At 56.2% G+C, this 17,700-nt stretch carries 17 protein-coding genes; 10 read left to right on the forward strand and 7 right to left on the reverse strand.

All coding sequences use genetic code 11. The features are described from left to right. The first annotated feature begins 13 nt into the window (after positions 1–13). The 3 genes from PH7735_RS11375 to PH7735_RS11385 all read left to right on the forward strand — a co-directional run bounded on the left by PH7735_RS11375 (position 14) and on the right by PH7735_RS11385 (position 3,382). Complete coding sequence (locus PH7735_RS11375; RefSeq protein ID WP_058311494.1) at positions 14–790, forward strand: type III pantothenate kinase; 777 nt, start codon at positions 14–16, stop codon at positions 788–790. Next, positions 787–2,454, forward strand: a complete 1,668-nt coding sequence (locus PH7735_RS11380) for a ribonuclease J (RefSeq protein WP_058311495.1) — start codon at positions 787–789, stop codon at positions 2,452–2,454. The genes PH7735_RS11375 and PH7735_RS11380 overlap by 4 nt, the downstream gene beginning before the upstream one ends. An 85-nt stretch (positions 2,455–2,539) precedes the next feature. Continuing rightward, positions 2,540–3,382, forward strand: a complete 843-nt coding sequence (locus PH7735_RS11385) for a HalD/BesD family halogenase (RefSeq protein ID WP_058311496.1) — start codon at positions 2,540–2,542, stop codon at positions 3,380–3,382. Positions 3,383–3,435: 53 nt separating this feature from the next. Here PH7735_RS11385 and PH7735_RS11390 read toward each other — a convergent pair whose 3' ends face one another. The 5 genes from PH7735_RS11390 to PH7735_RS11410 all read right to left on the reverse strand — a co-directional run bounded on the left by PH7735_RS11390 (position 3,436) and on the right by PH7735_RS11410 (position 9,517). Next, positions 3,436–4,848: a DEAD/DEAH box helicase gene (locus PH7735_RS11390; RefSeq protein ID WP_058311497.1), complete on the reverse strand. Its 1,413-nt coding sequence runs from the start codon at positions 4,846–4,848 to the stop codon at positions 3,436–3,438. 171 nt (positions 4,849–5,019) lie between these two features. Then, on the reverse strand, positions 5,020–5,964 hold the full coding sequence (locus PH7735_RS11395) for a glycosyltransferase family 2 protein (RefSeq protein WP_058311498.1): 945 nt from the start codon (positions 5,962–5,964) through the stop codon (positions 5,020–5,022). Next, positions 5,964–6,725, reverse strand: coding sequence for a hypothetical protein (locus PH7735_RS11400; protein WP_058311499.1), 762 nt, complete (start codon positions 6,723–6,725; stop codon positions 5,964–5,966). The genes PH7735_RS11395 and PH7735_RS11400 overlap by 1 nt, the downstream gene beginning before the upstream one ends. Before the next feature lie 47 nt (positions 6,726–6,772). Then, entirely contained in the window at positions 6,773–8,380 is a 1,608-nt protein-coding gene (locus PH7735_RS11405; protein ID WP_058311500.1) for a peptide chain release factor 3, read from the reverse strand. Positions 8,381–8,494: 114 nt separating this feature from the next. Then, positions 8,495–9,517 (reverse strand): Hint domain-containing protein, encoded by a 1,023-nt coding sequence (locus tag PH7735_RS11410; protein ID WP_058311501.1) that lies wholly within the window; start codon positions 9,515–9,517, stop codon positions 8,495–8,497. A 144-nt stretch (positions 9,518–9,661) separates the two neighbouring features. Between PH7735_RS11410 and PH7735_RS11415 the strand changes: the two genes are divergently transcribed. The 3 genes from PH7735_RS11415 (at position 9,662) to PH7735_RS11425 (ending at position 12,767) form a co-directional block, all read left to right on the forward strand. After that, positions 9,662–10,441 carry an SDR family oxidoreductase gene (locus PH7735_RS11415; protein ID WP_058311502.1) on the forward strand — a complete coding sequence of 260 codons (780 nt, stop codon included), beginning with the start codon at positions 9,662–9,664 and terminating at the stop codon, positions 10,439–10,441. 2 nt (positions 10,442–10,443) lie between these two features. Beyond that, positions 10,444–11,580 (forward strand): YhaZ family DNA alkylation repair protein, encoded by a 1,137-nt coding sequence (locus tag PH7735_RS11420; RefSeq protein ID WP_058311503.1) that lies wholly within the window; start codon positions 10,444–10,446, stop codon positions 11,578–11,580. 107 nt (positions 11,581–11,687) lie between these two features. Beyond that, complete coding sequence (locus tag PH7735_RS11425) at positions 11,688–12,767, forward strand: ABC transporter ATP-binding protein (RefSeq protein ID WP_058311504.1); 1,080 nt, start codon at positions 11,688–11,690, stop codon at positions 12,765–12,767. Positions 12,768–12,770: 3 nt separating this feature from the next. Here the strand turns inward: PH7735_RS11425 and PH7735_RS11430 are convergent, their stop codons facing one another. Further along, positions 12,771–13,439 carry a helix-turn-helix transcriptional regulator gene (locus PH7735_RS11430; RefSeq protein ID WP_058311505.1) on the reverse strand — a complete coding sequence of 223 codons (669 nt, stop codon included), beginning with the start codon at positions 13,437–13,439 and terminating at the stop codon, positions 12,771–12,773. A 202-nt stretch (positions 13,440–13,641) separates the two neighbouring features. On the opposite strand from PH7735_RS11430, the gene PH7735_RS11435 reads away from it, so the two are divergent. The 4 genes from PH7735_RS11435 to PH7735_RS11450 all read left to right on the forward strand — a co-directional run bounded on the left by PH7735_RS11435 (position 13,642) and on the right by PH7735_RS11450 (position 16,366). Beyond that, positions 13,642–13,860, forward strand: coding sequence for a twin-arginine translocase TatA/TatE family subunit (locus tag PH7735_RS11435; RefSeq protein ID WP_058311844.1), 219 nt, complete (start codon positions 13,642–13,644; stop codon positions 13,858–13,860). Between the two features lie 18 nt (positions 13,861–13,878). Further along, a complete protein-coding gene (gene tatB, locus PH7735_RS11440; protein WP_058311506.1) occupies positions 13,879–14,376 on the forward strand; it encodes a Sec-independent protein translocase protein TatB in 498 nt (165 codons plus the stop codon). Beyond that, positions 14,373–15,320, forward strand: a complete 948-nt coding sequence (tatC, locus tag PH7735_RS11445) for a twin-arginine translocase subunit TatC (protein ID WP_058311507.1) — start codon at positions 14,373–14,375, stop codon at positions 15,318–15,320. The genes tatB and tatC overlap by 4 nt, the downstream gene beginning before the upstream one ends. Positions 15,321–15,523: 203 nt before the next feature. Then, on the forward strand, positions 15,524–16,366 hold the full coding sequence (locus PH7735_RS11450; RefSeq protein WP_058311508.1) for an ATP-binding protein: 843 nt from the start codon (positions 15,524–15,526) through the stop codon (positions 16,364–16,366). Between the two features lie 67 nt (positions 16,367–16,433). Here the strand turns inward: PH7735_RS11450 and PH7735_RS11455 are convergent, their stop codons facing one another. Then, a complete protein-coding gene (locus PH7735_RS11455) occupies positions 16,434–17,654 on the reverse strand; it encodes a LysM peptidoglycan-binding domain-containing M23 family metallopeptidase (RefSeq protein WP_058311509.1) in 1,221 nt (406 codons plus the stop codon). Positions 17,655–17,700: the final 46 nt, after the last annotated feature.

Here is a 17,700-nt window from a genome sequence, read left to right on the forward strand (position 1 = left end):
TGAGGGGATAGTGATGCTCCTGGCCATTGATTGCGGCAATACCAATACAGTGTTTTCGATCTGGGACGGTGATAAGTTCCTGTGCACCCTGCGTACATCTACACACCATGCGCGCACGGCAGATGCCTACTTCACCTGGTTCTCGACACTGATCAAACACTATGAAATTGACCACGATATTTCCGAAGTGATCATTTCCTCGACGGTGCCGCGTGTGGTCTGGAACCTTCGGGTTTTTGCGGACCGGTTCTTTAACTGCCGCCCCTTGGTTGTGGGCAAGCCGGAATGCCTTTTGCCGATCGAAGCACGCGTCGATGCGGGGACGATTGTCGGCCCTGATCGCCTTGTGAATACAGCCGGTGCCTTTGATCGACACGGCGGCGACCTGATCGTTGTTGATTTTGGCACGGCGACAACCTTTGATGTGGTTGCGGCCGATGGCGCCTATATTGGCGGGGTAATCGCACCGGGTGTGAACCTGAGCCTTGAAGCCCTGCACAACGCCGCTGCGGCGCTGCCGCACGTTGATATTGCCAAACCAAGTTTCGTAATCGGAACCAATACCGTTGCATGCATCCAGTCGGGTGTCTTCTGGGGGTATGTTGGTCTTGTTCGCGAGATTTGTGACCGAATTAAAGCCGAACGCGACCGGCCTATGACAATTGTCGCAACCGGGGGACTGGCCCCATTGTTCCAGCAATCGGTCGATCTATTTGATAGTTTCGAAGACGATCTGACCATGCACGGCTTGACCGTGATACACAATCATAACAAGGAAAACGCAACTTGAGCAGCGAACGTCTGATCTATCTGCCTTTGGGTGGAGCCGGTGAAATCGGTATGAATGCCTATGTCTACGGGTATGGCCCCGAAAACGAAGAACGCCTGATCCTTGTCGATCTTGGCGTCACGTTTTCCGACATGGAGACAAGCCCGGGTGTCGACCTGATTTTCCCCGACCTGACATGGTTGATGGCAAACAAGCACCGTCTTGAAGCGATCTTCATCACGCATGGTCACGAAGACCACGTTGGTGCGGTTGGCCATTTTTGGGAACAATTGGGCGCGCCGGTGTATGCCCGTGCCTTTACCGCAGCATTGGCCCGTCACAAAATGGCGGACCGTGGCCAACCCGAAGAAGTCGTGAAAACCGTCTCCGCTTGGCCTGAAGTGACCAAAGCGGGTCCATTTTCCGTTGGCTTCCTGCCTGTCAGCCATTCGATCCCCGAAAGCGCAGGACTGGTGATCGATTGCCCCGCAGGCCGCGTGATCCATTCGGGCGACTTCAAGCTGGATGAAACGCCCGTTGTCGGCGAACCCTTTGACCCAGAACTTTGGGCGGATGTCTGCAAAGACGGGGTGAAGGCGCTGGTTTGTGATTCAACCAATGTGTTTTCAACTGCGCCCGGACGATCCGAGGCAACAGTTGGCCCAGAGATTGAAAAACTGATCCTGTCGGCACCACAGATGATTGCCGCGACCACGTTTGCTTCGAATGTGGCCCGTGTCAAAACCCTTGCCGAAGCAGGTGAGCGGGCAGGGCGGTCGATCTGTTTGATGGGGCGCGCCATGCGTCGCATGATCGAGGCCGCGATCCAAACCGGCGTTCTGGATAGTTTCCCAAAAGTGATCAGCCCTGAAGACGCCCGTGCAGTGCCACGTGAAAACCTGATGCTGATCGTCACCGGATCGCAGGGCGAACGTCGTGCGGCCTCGGCGCAGCTGGCGCGCGGAAAATACAATGGTTTGACGATGAAAGAGGGCGACATGTTCCTGTTCTCATCCAAAACCATTCCGGGCAACGAACGCGGTGTCATCCGGATCATGAACCAGTTTTCCGAGATGGGCGTTGATATTGTGGATGATGCCAACGGGCATTTCCATGTTTCGGGCCATGCCAACCGCCCTGATCTCGAGCGGTTGCAGGATATCGTGAAACCCCAGATGGTGATCCCGAACCACGGCGAACACCGCCATCTGCGCGCGCATGCCAAACTGTCAAACGAGCGTGGCCGTGCTTCGGTTTTGGCCGTGAATGGCACGATGGTTGATTTGACAGGCGACGAGCCACGGGTATGCGGATTTGTCGAAACCGGCCGCACCTATTTGGACGGCGCTATCAAAATTGGCGCCTTGGATGGCATCGTGCGTGACCGTATCCGTATGGCGCTGAACGGGCATCTGATCGTAACCGTTATTCTTGATGAAGATGACGAACCTTTGGGCGAAGCATGGTGCGAGATGAAGGGGTTGCCAGAGCTCGGCCGCAGCAATGCGCCGTTGTTGGAAGTCTTGGAAGAGGACCTCACCCAGTTCCTCGGACGCGCGTCTGAAAAGACTCTGACAAGCGATGACAAAATCGAGCAAGAGTTGCGCCGGATTGCGCGCAACACCTGTAATGATGAAATCGGCAAAAAGCCCGAAGTGACTGTGATTGTCTCTCGTATGAGCTAAATTCGACATTCATCTGTCGAAACTTGACGAGAATCAAATGCAAACTTGCGCTCCGCTGGGATCATTCCCAGCGGAGGCAAAGACAATGACCTTTTACGCAAACGATTTAATTGATTTAGAACGTTACCCCATTCATCAATCTGGACCCGCACGTGATGCGTTGATTGCACAGGTGCAGGGTGACTTGGCCAAAGACGGTTGTGCAGTGATCAAGGGGTTCCTGACCCCTAAGGGCATCGCGGAAATCGCAAACGAGGCTGACAGCGTCGCGCATTTAGGGCACCGGAGCTTTAACCGAACCAACCCTTATTTCACCAAGGACGATCCGGCCTTGCCCGGGGATGATCCGCGTCGACAGTTTTTCGACCGGTCCAACACCTTTATTGCCGCCGACAATTTCGCAAATCAGGGCGCGTTGCGGTGTGTGCATGACTGTGACGGGTTTGACAGCTTCATCCAAGAGTGCCTTCAGGAGAACAGGTTCTTTCGCTACGCCGATCCCTTGGCCGATGTGATCGTAAACATGGCCGAAGAGGGCAACGGGTTTCCGTGGCACTTTGATACTAACAATTTCACGGTGACCTTGGCCATTCAGAATGCCGAGGAAGGTGGTGCCTTTGAGTATGCGCCGGCCATCCGTGCCGAAACCGAGAACTTTGACGAGGTTCAAAAGGTTCTTGAGGAGCGTTCGGATCAGGTGACTGTACTGAACCTCGAACCCGGAGATTTACAGCTGTTTCGGGGGCGTTATTCCTTGCACAGGGTTGCGCCGTTGAAGGGCGCCCGCCGACGTTATGTGGCGATTTTTTCCTATGTGGAAGAACCGGATATGGTCGGGGCGCCTGAACGCACAAAACAGCTTTACGGGCGTGTCTTGCCTGTGCATCTGGAACGCGCGGGCCAGCGCGCGGATGCGTTTATTGATTGAAACGGGTGGGAAAGAAAAAGCCTCGGAACTTTAGGAAGTTCCGAGGCTCAAAATTATCCGGCGCGACGCTCGTCAAAGCTTAGCGCGATAAAGCTGGGCAGGTGATCACCCATACCAATGATCTTGTCGTCACGACCACGGTCGGAACGGCCACGTCCGCGACCACGAGCGGGCTGCTTGGTGTGTTTCGGCTCTTCCCGGCGTGGTGCGGCTGCAGGTTCTTGTTGCTTGCGTGGCGCCTCTTTGGGGGCCGCGACCTCGGCCACAGGAGCGTCCGCTTTCGGGTTTTCCTTTTTCGCCGATTTACGCGGCGCAGGTTTAACCGGATTTTCACGGCGGGGAATTTGTTTCTGGATCAGTGTCTCAACCGCATCAAACGCCTTTTCGTCGCGCGGAATGCAGATGGTGACCGCTTTGCCTTCGCGACCGGCACGACCCGTCCGTCCAATCCGGTGGACGTAATCCTCGGCGTGGCCCGGAACGTCAAAGTTGAACACGTGGCTCACGCTTGGCACATCAAGGCCACGCGCAGCAACGTCAGACGCCACCAGAATACGCAGTTCGCCATTACGGAACGCGTCAAGCGTCTTGGTGCGCTGGCTTTGATCCAGATCGCCGTGAATTGGGGCGGCGTCATAGCCGTATTTTTTCAACGACTTCGCGCAGATATCCACGTCTGTCTTCCGGTTGCAGAAGATAATCGCGTTAGAGCAGCTGTCGCCTTCCTGTTCGATCAATGCACGCAGCACGCTGCGTTTTTCACTGCCTTCACGATCACGGCGGCTTGCCTTGAACATGACCACTTCCTGCTCGATCGTTTCCGATGCGGTCGCCTGACGCGCAACTTCAACGCGGGCCGGTGCGGACAGGAAGGTGTTGGTGATCCGCTCAATCTCGGGTGCCATAGTGGCCGAGAAGAAAAGCGTCTGGCGCGTGAATGGTGTCAAGGAGAAGATGCGTTCGATATCGGGAATGAACCCCATATCCAGCATACGGTCCGCTTCGTCGACAACCATGATCTGAACGCCGGTCAAAAGCAGCTTGCCCCGCTCGAAATGGTCCAGAAGACGGCCGGGGGTCGCAATCAGAACATCCACACCGCGATCAATCAGGGCGTCCTGTTCTTTGAACGACACACCACCAATCAGCAACGCTTTAGTAAGCTTCAGGTGTTTTGAATAGGTGTCAAAGTTCTCTGCAACCTGCGCGGCAAGTTCGCGCGTCGGACACAGAACAAGGCTGCGCGGCATGCGTGCACGTGCGCGACCTCTGGCCAGCAGCGACAACATGGGCAGCGTAAAGCTGGCTGTCTTGCCTGTGCCGGTCTGGGCGATGCCCAAAACGTCTTTACCTTCCAGCGCCGAGGGAATCGCCCCCGCCTGAATAGGTGTTGGAGTTTCATACCCGGCTTCGCTGATCGCTTTCAGCACCTTGGGGTTAAGGTTCAAATCGGAAAATTTCGTCATGTGTATCCGTGGTTTACGGACACTTCCGGCCCGTAGCAGCTTTTGGGGTCAGGCCCTATCGGCCCAGCGGTTAGTCGCCTGATCAACCCTCGCGCGGTTTGTATCCCAATACCCGTCACGGGTCAATCTAAGCGCACAGTGGCGCAACCATTTGGCAACAGATGGGCGCGATTACGGAAATTGTCGCTGTCGCTTGGTATCAAGTTCCAGGCGATAGGCCCGCAGCAAGCCACGTTTTTCGAGCGCTTTGAGAAGATCCGGAGAGGCCACGCACACTTCGTCATAAAAGGCCCGCAACCCGGCTTTGCCGTCGGATTTCTCAAGCGTCGCGAACAGGTCGTGAATGGTCATGCCGCCTTTGTGGCTGGGCACAGCGGCCCGAAGATCAGATCGGTATGAGCCCCGGTTGTGACGGTATCGATACTGATCGAGCCATGTTTCCCAATCTTTGACGTGAACATGACAAAGGTCGATGTCAGCCAACTCGGCCTTCTGGGGAAGTTCTTCGCCGTTTTGAAAAGCGTTGTGTATTCGGATTGTCACGTCTGGCAGACCCGTTCGAACAAATATCTTGCCCTGTATATGGCTGAGAAATCCGCCTTTAATATAGAGGCCAAAGGTCGGGAACAGGGATTGCGAAATCTGTTGCCGCTGACCTTGGGCTGGTATGAACCCTTTGAAAAAGGTCACATCGGTCGGGGCAGCGTTGTCCGGTGGGGCAAGCGCCTCGATCGGGCGCACGCGTGCGGTTTGCACCGTGTCGGGCAAAGCGGCCAGCAGATCGCCTACAGGTCGATGGGGCCAGAGAAACTCGTCCACATCAACGTGCAAAAGCCAATCCAGATGTTGAGAGGCGCGGGCATAGGCGTGCGTCGCATTGCGCCCCTGACGCACCTGATGTTTGGCAGGGCGATGTTTGCCGCCTTTTGTCCAATAGGCTTTGTCGGTTCGGATGACACTCACGCGGGGGTGTTGTTCCAGACGGGACTGCGCGCTTTCGTAGTCATCATCAAGATAGATATAAAGATGGTCTGCGCCGATCTCGAGATAGTGTGCTGCGAAATTCAGAATATCGCGGGCAGGGGCCTTGATGGTGGCAACGATTCCCCAGCGCATCACTCTTTACCCTTAAGCCGGGCGTGCACTTCTCTCATGCGTTTGAGGCGGCGGAAAAGGGTGGCCGGATCGCGGTTCAGCGTTTCGAACAGGTGATTGGCCAACGGGGCGATGCCGGGATCGGTCATGGCCAATTCCCAAACGGGCGCAATGACATTGATGTCCAGCCCGCCATGTTGCAGCGAGTATTGCGCCATATCCATCGGCATGGGGGCTTTGACACGGCGGGCAAACCCAAAGGGCACTTTGGGTTCCATACCGCTGTATTGCCGCTCAAATTCATAGAGTTTCATGACCCCGAACAGCATGCGCATTGCCTGACCGACCTGACGTTGCACATCGGTGCCGCCGTGGTCCGCAAATGTCATGATCGAAGACACCTGCCAGCGCAGATCAAGCTGCTCGATCAGGTGTTCATGTTGCTCTGCCCAAAGTCTGAGGAAGAGTGTCGCCACATCATCAGGAGCACTGGTTTTGCGCAGATTCGAAATAAGCAGCGCATTCAGCAGGGCGAGTTCGGATTTGCCGACAAACTCGACCGCAATGTCACGCCGTTTGCGCGAAAAGGCAGACGACCTGCGCGGTTCGCCTGCACGTTTCTTCGTTGCCGCCTCGGTTACAAATGTGGTGGTAAACGGGATTAGGTCGGCATCTGCTGCGGGAAGGGAATCTTTATCCAGATCAAAGGGTTCGCGCCGAGAGTTGTAGCGTTCGATCAGGGCGTGAAGGCCGCCGGGATATGACAGGTCATCTTGGGACATAGGCTATGATTGCACGGGGGGATGCCCCGTGCAATTGGTGCAATGCCTTACACCATCATTTCCTTGGTCGCCGTCAATTTCACATCCGGATAGTCCCGTTCGACGCGGTCGATGTCCCATTGAAGGCGGGTCAAATACACGACATCGCCGTCATGGTCGTAAGAGATGTGCTGCTTGTTGGCATCTGCAAACTTCTCGACCGCTGTCCGGTCGCCGTTCACCCAGCGGGCTGACGTGAATTGAGATTGCTCGAAACGGACAGGCAGGCCGTATTCCATCTCGATCCGGCTGGCGAGCACTTCAAATTGCAGCGCCCCAACGACACCGACAATAAAGCCTGAGCCGATCATGGGTTTGAACACCTTTGCCGCGCCTTCTTCGGCAAATTGCATCAGCGCCTTTTCAAGGTGTTTAGCCTTCATCGGATCGCCTGCGCGAATGCCTTGCAACAGCTCTGGCGCAAAGGACGGAATGCCGCTCACACGTATGGCTTCGCCTTCGGTCAACGTATCGCCGATGCGCAATTGGCCGTGGTTCGGAATACCGATGATATCGCCAGCCCATGCTTCTTCGGCAAGTTCCCGATCCGAGGCCAGAAACAGGACAGGGTTTGAAATCGCCATTGGCTTTTTAGAGCGCACATGGGTCAGCTTCATGCCGCGTTTAAAGTGGCCAGATGCCAGACGGACAAAGGCAACACGGTCGCGGTGCTTGGGGTCCATATTGGCCTGCACCTTGAACACGAAACCCGATACTTTCTTTTCTTCAGGTGCAATCTTGCGAGGTTCCGCCGATTGAACCTGTGGTTCGGGGCCATAATGCGCGATGCCATCCATCAGTTCTTTGACACCAAAGGAATTGATGGCAGAGCCGAACCAGATCGGGGTCATGTGCCCTTCGAGAACGGCCTGCGGGTCAAGCGTGGGCAACAGTTCCCGCGCCATTTCCACATCTTCCTTTAGCTTTTCAAGCAAGTGTTCGGGAACATGCTCGGCCAACTGCGGGTCATCCAGCCCCTCAATCTGAAGGGTTTCGGCAACAACGTTCCGATCGGCGCGATCCATCAACTCGAGACGGTCGTTCAGAAGGTCATAACACCCCAGAAAGTCGCGCCCTGTGCCGATGGGCCAGCTGGCAGGCGTCACGTCAATGGCCAGATTTTCCTGAATTTCGTCGATGATATCGAAGGTGTCGCGGCTTTCGCGGTCCATCTTGTTACAGAAGGTCAGGATCGGCAAATCGCGCAGACGGCATACTTCGAACAGTTTTTGCGTCTGGCTCTCAACACCTTTTGCCCCATCAATGACCATCACCGCTGCATCCACAGCGGTGAGTGTCCGATAGGTGTCTTCGGAGAAATCCGAGTGACCGGGTGTGTCGACGAGGTTGAACCGGTATTTGCCGAAATCAAAAGACATCGCCGAGGCCGAAACCGAAATACCGCGGTCTTTTTCCATCTGCATAAAGTCCGAGCGTGTGCGTCGGGCTTCGCCCTTTGCACGCACCTGACCCGCCATCTGGATGGCGCCACCATACAAAAGGAACTTTTCCGTCAGAGTCGTTTTACCGGCATCCGGGTGCGAAATGATCGCAAAGGTGCGGCGACGGCCGATTTCCGGCGGTAGATTGGGGCGGTTTGAAGATACATCCAGCATGGGCAGGCATATAGAAGGGGAACGGGGGCGGTGCAACCGCGCTGTTATATGCAGGGCAAGTCGACCGCAGGCCAAAGCGGCTGAAAAAAGACGGTTTGATGCCCTTGTGAGGGGTTACTTGCTGGACGCCCTGCGCAAAAGATCTACCGCATCGGGGCGATCAAGCAGGTTTTCATGAACCTCGTATGCCAGCTGCGGTCCTTTGCCATTTGATGCCGCCGGTTTTTTAAGTTTCTGGCTGACTTCTTTAGGCAGGATTGGGCTGGTGCGCTGGTCAATCTGCATGGTTTCCGCCGAAATACCTTCGGCAAAGATAATCTGGTGAGTGTCGAACAAAAGCTGGAAGTAATCGACAAATCCGCCGGCCTGAACATAGACCGTTTCGCCGTTGACAAGATGGCGCGCGCGCACCAGCAGCTCAGAGCGGCCAGCGCCGATATGGTCGCGACGTTGATAGATAAACAGCCGGTGATCGGGGCTGACCTTGAGGTCGGCCGCGTTGTTCAACGTACCGGCAGTGATAACAATGGGGGCAAATTCGCCCTGTGCGCGGACCGTCAGGCGACCAATCCAGCGGATCTCCTGTGGGCCATCATCGCGTGTCAGGACGCGATCCCCGGCCTTGAGGTCTTCGACGCAACGTTGTTCGCCGGTTGCCATGGTGATGCGGGTGCCACGGGTAAAGCTGACACAGGCGACTTGCGCCGTGCGCAGCCGTGCATGTTCGCGGTCGACACCAACCAGAGTGTAAGGGACCTTGAATTCCAAAGGGGACAACGGCGCGGCATAGATCTGGGCTACGTGGCCTTCCGGGTCGACTTCGACAAGGATCAGGATTTCGATTGTGGCGCCGGTGGGCGGCATCACGGTCAGAATGCAATCAGGATGAAGCGCCGCGCCATGGGCACCAAGGGCGCTGTCTTGGGCGATGGTAAAGCGGTTTCCTTCGCTGACTTGGAAAGATAAGCTTTCCACATGGTTGCCATAGCCCAGTTCGTAGATGTCATCCGGAACAAGTTCATCCGCAAACGAAAGCCCATCCCCAAGGTTCGCACCATCGGTCACGCGAATTTTATCCGCGCGGTACACCGGTAGGCTTTGAGAGGGATAAACTGTTTTTTGTTCAGATTGCGGCATTTTTTCAAGATTGCTTGTTAAATTAAGTCATGCAAGCTTTGACCAAAAAATGTGTCACTTTGTGGTCTCGGGCTCGGCAATTTACTGGCACATTGTGCTAATTGTGCATTAACTGGGGCAAATTCAAGCGAAGGGGAGATTGCCATGGATCTGGGAATCAAAGGGAAGCGCGCATTGGTTTGTGCGTCATCGAAAGGTTTGGGCCTGGGATGTGCCGAAGCATTGGCAGAGGCCGGTGTGGATTTGGTCATGAACGCACGAGGGTCAGAAGCCCTCGAGGCCGCAGCCGCAGACATCCGGTCACGGTTTGGCGTTGAGGTTGCCACTGTTGCTGCGGACGTCACCACCGTGGAAGGTCAGGCCGCAGTTTTGAAAGAGGCTGAAGGTGTGGAAATTCTTGTCACCAATGCAGGCGGCCCCCCTCCGGGTTTGTGGAGCGACTGGGATCGTGACGATTTCATCAAGGCGCTCGATTCAAATATGCTGGCGCCCATTGCTTTGATGAAGGCACTGTTGCCCGGCATGATGGAAAAGGGCTGGGGCCGCGTGGTGAATATCACCTCACAGTCGGTCAAGGCGCCCATTCCCGCGCTGGGTCTGTCAAACTCGGCGCGCGCCGGTCTGACAGGATATGTGGCAGGAACGGCCCGTCAGGTCGCAGGCAGCGGCGTGAACATCAACAACCTGCAACCGGGTATTCATGCCACCGACCGTGCTGTTTCTCTGGATACCGGCGTTTCCAAGGCGCAGGGCATTTCGATGGATGAGGCCAAGGCAAACCGCTGTGCCACCATTCCGGCGGGGCGCTATGGCACTCGTCAGGAATTTGGTTCGACCTGTGCTTTCCTGTGTTCGCAACAGGCAGGGTTCATGGTGGGGCAAAATATCCTGCTGGATGGCGGTGCCACCAATTCGACAATGTAATCATGGCGCAGGGATTTTCCTTGAAAGACCAGTTGTTCAATGCGGACACGCTGGGTGATTTGGCGGCAGAGTATTCTGCCGCCTTGCCTTTCTTTGATGCAGAGGCGTTTCACGCAGAGGTCGTCGCGGGCCTTGAAGGGCGCGAACTTCTCGAGCGTCTAGACTGGATCGCGGACTGTATCGCGAACCGGTTGGCGCCCGATTTTCCAACGATGTCTGCACAATTGCTGGCGGCGATGCCTTCAAAGCTTGATCCGGGGCTGTCAGACGATGATTTTGGCCGGTTCATCCATGCGGTGCCCGGCATTCTGGCAGTGCGGCATGGGCTGGAAGAACATCACGATCAGGCACTTGATCTGCTCTATGAAGCGACGCAGCGGTTTTCGATGGAATTCTACATCCGGCCCTTTTTGAACAGGTGGCCCGAAGACACCTTGGCCCGTTTGTCACATTGGGTAGGGGACAAGAACTATCACGTGCGTCGGTTGGTCAGCGAGGGCACCCGTCCCAAGCTTCCTTGGGCCAAAAAGATAGATATGGCACCGCTGGATGCACTGCCGCTGTTGGACAGTCTGTTTGATGATCCCACACGATACGTCACACGCTCGGTGGCAAACCATCTGAATGATATCGCAAAAATCGATGCCACGGCGGTGGTGGATGCGTTGGCGGGTTGGCAGGCGTCCGGCCGACAGACCGAAAAAGAGATGGCATGGATGACCCGTCACGGGTTACGCACCCTGATCAAACAGGGCCATCCGGCAGCGCTTGAAATGCTGGGGTATCGTCAGGATGTGCCCGTGAGGCTGTCGTGTGTTGATCTGGCAGATGTGACGCCCCGCATTGGGGATGGCTTGGCGCTGTCTTTGACGCTTGAGACCGGTTCAAAAAAAGATGTGCCCGTTTTGGTCGACTATGTGATCCGGTTTCACCGTCCTGACGGACGTGAAGGCCGCAAGGTGTTCAAATTGAAGCAAGCTGTTGTGCCTGCGGGTGGATCCCTCGAATTGTCAAAACGCCATGTCCTCAAGGGGAACGCCACAACCTTTAAACTGCATCCCGGGCCACATGCGATCGAGGTGCAGGTAAACGGTCGCGTGCTTGGGCAGGTTGCCTTTGATCTGCATCCCGCAGCATGACCAGACGGGCGAGTTTGCCGCGCGGGTCGGGCTTGCGGGGGCATGACCTGACTGCTAATGGTCGGGAAATCTGAACCTTTTTCGTCGGATACTTCAAAGAGGCCCGTTTGACCCAAACACCGCCCAGACTTGAGATACGCAATCTTCGTCGCCGTTTCGGTGATCGTGATGTTGTGAATGATGTCTCGCTCAGCATTCAGCCCGGACATGTGACATGCCTTTTGGGGCCGTCAGGATGTGGTAAATCCACGACTCTGCGGATGATCGCCGGGGTCGAGATGCAGGATTCAGGCGAAATCTATGTCGACGGCAATCTGATCTGTGACACGGTGTTCCGCATTCCGCCCGAGCGTCGTCAAATCGGTTTGATGTTTCAGGATTTTGCCCTGTTTCCCCATATGAGCGTAGGCGACAACGTTGCTTTTGGTCTCAAAGGACGGCGCGATGAAAAGCGTGCGCGCGTGGAACATTTGCTGTCCAAGGTTGGCCTGCAATGGGCCATTGATGACTATCCGCACGTCCTGTCCGGTGGAGAACAACAGCGGATCGCTCTGGCGCGTGCCTTGGCGCCGCGTCCCCGCATTATGTTGATGGATGAACCCTTTTCAGGACTGGACAACCGGCTTCGTGATGGCATCCGTGACGAAACGCTTGCGGTGTTGAAAGAAGAAGACACAGCCGTTTTGCTGGTCACACACGAGCCGGAAGAAGCCATGCGCATGGCGGACGAGATTGCCCTGATGCGCGACGGCCGCATTGTCCAGCAAGGCGCGCCTTACAACATTTACAACGCGCCCTTCGACAAAGAGGCCGTCGGGTTCTTTAGCGATATCAACGTCATCAAGGCGACAAGCAACGGCGCGTTGACGGAAACGCCCTTTGGCCCCTTTTTGACACCGGGCTTTGACGACGGCGCAGAGGTCGAAATTATCGTCCGGCCCCAGCACGTCAAACTGGATTTCGATCGCAATGGGCATGGCCCAAGCCCGACACCGAGCCGCGGAGAAGCGGCCCGCGGGTTTGTGACCCGTGCACGGTTCATGGGTAACGAAAGCCTTGTTGAATTCCGGATGGAGCACGATGGCTCTATTCTGAAGACCACTGTGCCAAACGTCTTTTTGCCTGCTGAAGAGACACCATTCTGGCTGACCATTCGGCGTGACAGGTGCTTTGTCTACAAAGCCTAGTCGTTATTCCGCTGACAGATTTGGCGTGTAATCCTCTAGCCGCTTGCCCGGTTCATCCACAAACAGACCGGGCAGAATGGTCAGATCTTCAATCAGATCCGTACGCAGGGTGTCAAATCCACTCGTGGTCTCGTTCCATACAAGGCAGGTCCAGACACGTCCCCAGTAGTCCAGTTTGAGAGGACGCACGTCAAACAGGCTTTTGTCCTGCATCTTCAGGCGCAGTTTCTGACGGTTGCGCACCGCACTGCGCAATGGACCAAGGTGGCGGAACCCGTGCGCGGCATCAGCAAACGGATAGACCGCAAAGCCAAACGACTTTGGCGCGCCATGCCGGTCCTCGGGCAGAACGGCATCGATCTTGGAGGACAGGCTTTCTGCGGCCTCTTTCAGCTCTCCATCTACGCCGTTGCCCACGGCTGCGAGCCCAAGATGCAGCGCCTCGAGTTCAGTCTCGGTCAGGTTCAGGGGGGGCAGGGTGATCGCAGCCCGCGCAGAGTACCCCACGCCGCGCTCTCCTTCGACAGGCACGCCTGATGCGGCAAGTGTATCCATATCGCGATAGATCGTGCGCACCGAGACCTCAAGTTTCTGCGCCATGTCCTCTGCGCGGTGCAGGTCGCCGTCTTTTAGAATTTGGATCAGGGCATAGAGCCGGTCAGAACGTTTCATCAGGTGATTCTCTTGTCGCTTTTGACCTATTACTGACAAAAACCTGTCAACTGACAAGCTATTGACAAAACCAATCCAAAAATCGCTTCAAAAAGCCCCGGAAAGCGCGGTTTTGGCGCTTTCCGTTCCGGTGTCGAAGTTTTATCAAAGGCAGGTAATTTTCTGGCGGCATGTCACCCGCCTTGAAGCAAGGAGAGAATTCATGGGTATCGGAAATATCGGTCTTCCTGGCCTGCTGCTGATCGCGGTTGTTGTATTGGTTCTGTTTGGTCGCGGAAAAATCTCGGGCCTGATGGGCGAAGTGGGCAAAGGCATCACGTCCTTCAAAAAGGGTATCAACGAAGGCCAGCAAGAGCTGGAGCAAGAAGCCTCTGACGCGGCAAAAGACGTCACGCCCGAAGACGAAAAAGACAAAGTCTGATACGGGGGCTGAAGCGCCATGTTTGATCTGGGAATGGCAGAACTTTTGGTGATCGGCATCGTTGCGCTGATCGTCGTTGGGCCAAAAGATTTGCCGGTGCTTTTCCGCCGTGTGGGTCAGTTTGTCGGCAAGGCAAAAGGGATGGCGCGCGAGTTTTCGAGTGCCATGAACCAAGCGGCGGATCAGGCAGGCGTCAAGGACGTGACTGATACCTTCAAAAGCGCGACAGACGGTTTGAACACGGTGACCAACCCGATGAAGGCGGCCACCGAAACCTTCAAGGAAACGACCAAGACAATCACGGACCTGAACATCGATCCCGACAGCGAGACCGGCAAACTGGCGGCGCAAAGGGCCGAAGACACGCGCAAGATTCAGGAAGCGACTGCCAAAAAGGCCCAAGAGCGTTTGGAAGCCGATGCAAAGGCCGCCGAAAAAGCGGCCGCAGAGGCGCGCGCCCTTGCGGATGCGGCGCAACAGCCCGCAGCAGATGCGGCTGAAAAGGACAAAGCATGAGCAACACAGAAGAGATCGACGACAGCTCGGCCCCGCTCATCGAGCATCTGGCCGAACTCAGAACACGGCTGATCCGCTCTGTTTTGGCCCTGCTGGTGGGGGTGAGCATCTGCTTCATCCCGATTGGCGGCGATTTCATTGCTGTTCACATCCTGAATTTCCTGTTGTCCCCGATCGAAGCCTCCTTGCGGGCCTTGGGTGATCCTTCCCCGACACTTCAGTACACGTCGCCGCAGGAATACCTGTTTACGCTGTTCCGCATCTCGATGGTGTTCGGGTTTGCGATGGCCTTTCCGGTGATTGCTTTCCAGATGTGGCGCTTTGTGGCTCCGGGTCTCTACAAGAATGAAAAAGGGGCGTTTTTGCCCTTTATGATTGCATCGCCTTTTATGTTTTTGCTGGGTGCAAGCTTTGCCCATCTTGTCGTGACACCTCTGGCGATGTCCTTCTTCCTTGGTTTCGCGGATGTAAGTTCGATCTTCGCAAATCTCCTGTCGAACGCAGAACCCAATCTGCCGGGTGAAGCCGTTGTCGTTCCCGAGACACAAGAAGGTATCAAGGTGACCTTCTTTGGTAAGGTGAACGAAAGTCTGGATATCACGCTGAAGTTTATCATGGCCTTCGGCCTGTGTTTCCAGCTTCCCGTGCTTCTGACGCTGATGGGCAAAGCAGGGCTGGTCAGCTCTGAAGGTCTGGGAAGCGTTCGCAAATACGCCATGATCGCCATTCTGGTTCTGGCAGCGCTCGTGACACCTCCTGATGTTGTCACCCAGCTGATCCTCTTTTCGGTGGTCTACGGTCTCTACGAGGTTTCGATCTTCCTTGTGCGCCGCGTCGAAACCAAGCGCGAGACAAAGCTGCGCGAAGAAGGATATTATGACGATGAAGAAGAGTTTGACGATCCTCTGATGAAAGAATTTGAGGACGACGCGGACAGCAAATAAAGCAGCTGTTCTATCATAAACAAAAGCGCGCCGGATCTCGGCGCGCTTTTTGCATTTTCGGTGGGGTGGGCCTCAAGGATTTCACTCTGTGACCTGCGTGGTATGCGCCAAACAGGAACGGCGAAACGCCCCAAGCTGACAACACCTTGCTCCGGTTGCGGAAAACTGGTTTGAAGCGTTCCAAGACCTTAAAGGAGCACAGCATGGACCAAGAGACGTTAGCCCGCATTGCAGATGCCCTTGAGCGGATGTCGCCTGTCCCCTCAAAGGCGCCGGACTTTTCCGCAGCGGACGCCTTTGTCTGGCATGTCGAGCCTGATCGCCTTGAACCCGTGACCAAAATCAATCGGGTGGATCTGTCGCTTCTCATCGGGGTGAACCGTTCGCGCGACACGCTCTTGGAAAACACGGTGCAGTTCGCAAAAGGTCTTCCCGCCAACAACGCGCTTTTGTGGGGCGCGCGCGGGATGGGAAAATCTTCCTTGGTCAAAGCGATCCATGCCGAAGTCCTGAAACAGGGGCTGGGCCTCAAGATCGTGGAACTGCAGCGCGAAGATCTGCCGAGCGTGGCACGCCTGCTGAACATGCTGCGCGGCCGCGACGAACGCTTCTTGCTGTTTTGCGATGATCTGTCCTTCAGCCATGATGACCAGCACTACAAATCCCTCAAGGCCGTTCTGGATGGCGGGATCGAGGGCCGCCCTGACAATGTCGTTTTCTACGCGACATCCAACAGGCGTCACCTGATGCCACGTGACATGATCGAAAACGAACGCTCAAGCGCGATAAACCCGAGCGAAGCCGTGGAAGAAAAGGTATCCCTGTCCGACCGGTTTGGCCTTTGGCTGGGCTTCCATCCTTGCTCGCAAGATGAATACCTCGAGATGATCCGCGGCTATTGCGCGGCCCACGGTGTCGAAATAGATGCAGACACCCTCTATGCGGAAGCCATCGAATGGCAGGCCACACGCGGGGCTCGCTCGGGCCGCGTCGCTTGGCAGTATTTTACGGATCTGGCCGGCCGCAAGGGCGTCCCGTTAACCTAAGGCGCGGGCGCTAACGGCTTCTTCTGGCCGGAAATATCCCGGAGGTCGGGGGGCTGGCCCCCGTCCATCACTGAAGATACGGCATGGGGTCGACGGAATCGAACCCTTTGCGGACTTCAAAGTGCACGAAGTTGTCCTTGCTTGGAATGCTGGCAAGCGTTTGACCGCGCTTCACGCTGGCCCCTTTGGATACTTTCACGTCGTCAACATTGTAATAGACGGTCATCATGTTGTCCGAATGGCGCAGGACAACGATCTTGATGTTGTCGGCGTCCGTCGTAATAGCCGCAACCTTGCCGTCCGAGGCCGCTTTGACGGCGCTGCCGGCGGTTGCCGAAATATCGATCCCGTTGTTCTTCCCCTTTGAATAGGGGCGGATAATCTTTCCGTTGACCGGATAGCCCATTTTGCTGGTCGTGCTCTGGGTCTTGCCGAGATCAGGTGAGGCTGGCGGGGCCACGGCCTTTTCATCTGCTTTGGGCAGCGGCTTGGTCGAGCTGGGCGGTGTCGGTGTGGCCGACCCCTGTCCAGGTTTGGTGACCGCGGCTGTAGTGGCACCAGCAGCGGCTGTTGTGGCTGCAGCGGCCGGTGCAGAGGTGCTGGCGCTGCTTGTCTGGGCCACTTTCGGCGGGATCAAGAGAATTTGGTTTTCGCGAATGGTAAAGCTGCTGTCGAGACCGTTCCAGTCTGCCAGCGAGCGCACGGACACATCATACAGACGCGAGATGGTAAAGGCTGTTTCGCCACGCTGCACCTTGTGGCGAACGGGCTCGATACCGGTTTCGCCTTTGGGGGCGTTCTTCGGCGCGGGTTGCAGCGGTTCGCTTTTCACTTCTTGCGCACCGGCATTGTTGATCGCGGTGCTGGCAAGGCTTTCGATATCGACATTGGACGGCGCGGTGACCACACCGGCCCCGCCAGTGGCCTGCGAGGGCTCTGCAACGCGGTACGGCAGGGCAATGATCTCACTCTGGCGCAGCGTGTCTTCCGGCTTCAGACCGTTATATTTGGCAAGGTCCGCCACGGGCATGCCGATGCGGGTAGCAACGTCATTCAGCGTGTCCCCCCGGCGGGCCACGGCCACCTGATAATTGGGATAGGAGATGATGCCGCGTTTGTCGGGGCTGGGTCGGTCTGCAATCGCGGCCTGGGCGGCGGTGGTTGTGTCCAGCCCACCTCCGAATGTGCCGCGCATGTCAAGATCCAGACCATCATCGCAGGCCGCGACAAAGCCAACTGCCAGCCCGGCAATCGCGATCCGAAGGGGAATACGCTGGGAATTTTCCATCTCGATGTCCTCAATACGCTGCGCTGTCCAAAACGTGCTGCGCGGT

The organism is Shimia thalassica (assembly GCF_001458215.1).
Taxonomy (GTDB): Bacteria; Pseudomonadota; Alphaproteobacteria; order Rhodobacterales; family Rhodobacteraceae; genus Shimia; species Shimia thalassica.

What these genes read in the sequence shown, in the direction of transcription:
- PH7735_RS11375 (WP_058311494.1), top strand. Translation starts at nt 14, where the DNA reads ATGCTCCTGGCCATTGATTGCGGCAATACCAATACAGTGTTTTCGATC.
- PH7735_RS11385 (WP_058311496.1), top strand. Translation starts at nt 2,540, where the DNA reads ATGACCTTTTACGCAAACGATTTAATTGATTTAGAACGTTACCCCATT.
- PH7735_RS11390 (WP_058311497.1), bottom strand. Translation starts at nt 4,848, where the DNA reads ATGACGAAATTTTCCGATTTGAACCTTAACCCCAAGGTGCTGAAAGCG.
- PH7735_RS11395 (WP_058311498.1), bottom strand. Translation starts at nt 5,964, where the DNA reads ATGCGCTGGGGAATCGTTGCCACCATCAAGGCCCCTGCCCGCGATATT.
- PH7735_RS11400 (WP_058311499.1), bottom strand. Translation starts at nt 6,725, where the DNA reads ATGTCCCAAGATGACCTGTCATATCCCGGCGGCCTTCACGCCCTGATC.
- PH7735_RS11405 (WP_058311500.1), bottom strand. Translation starts at nt 8,380, where the DNA reads ATGCTGGATGTATCTTCAAACCGCCCCAATCTACCGCCGGAAATCGGC.
- PH7735_RS11410 (WP_058311501.1), bottom strand. Translation starts at nt 9,517, where the DNA reads ATGCCGCAATCTGAACAAAAAACAGTTTATCCCTCTCAAAGCCTACCG.
- PH7735_RS11415 (WP_058311502.1), top strand. Translation starts at nt 9,662, where the DNA reads ATGGATCTGGGAATCAAAGGGAAGCGCGCATTGGTTTGTGCGTCATCG.
- PH7735_RS11420 (WP_058311503.1), top strand. Translation starts at nt 10,444, where the DNA reads ATGGCGCAGGGATTTTCCTTGAAAGACCAGTTGTTCAATGCGGACACG.
- PH7735_RS11430 (WP_058311505.1), bottom strand. Translation starts at nt 13,439, where the DNA reads ATGAAACGTTCTGACCGGCTCTATGCCCTGATCCAAATTCTAAAAGAC.
- PH7735_RS11435 (WP_058311844.1), top strand. Translation starts at nt 13,642, where the DNA reads ATGGGTATCGGAAATATCGGTCTTCCTGGCCTGCTGCTGATCGCGGTT.
- tatB (WP_058311506.1), top strand. Translation starts at nt 13,879, where the DNA reads ATGTTTGATCTGGGAATGGCAGAACTTTTGGTGATCGGCATCGTTGCG.
- tatC (WP_058311507.1), top strand. Translation starts at nt 14,373, where the DNA reads ATGAGCAACACAGAAGAGATCGACGACAGCTCGGCCCCGCTCATCGAG.
- PH7735_RS11450 (WP_058311508.1), top strand. Translation starts at nt 15,524, where the DNA reads ATGGACCAAGAGACGTTAGCCCGCATTGCAGATGCCCTTGAGCGGATG.
- PH7735_RS11455 (WP_058311509.1), bottom strand. Translation starts at nt 17,654, where the DNA reads ATGGAAAATTCCCAGCGTATTCCCCTTCGGATCGCGATTGCCGGGCTG.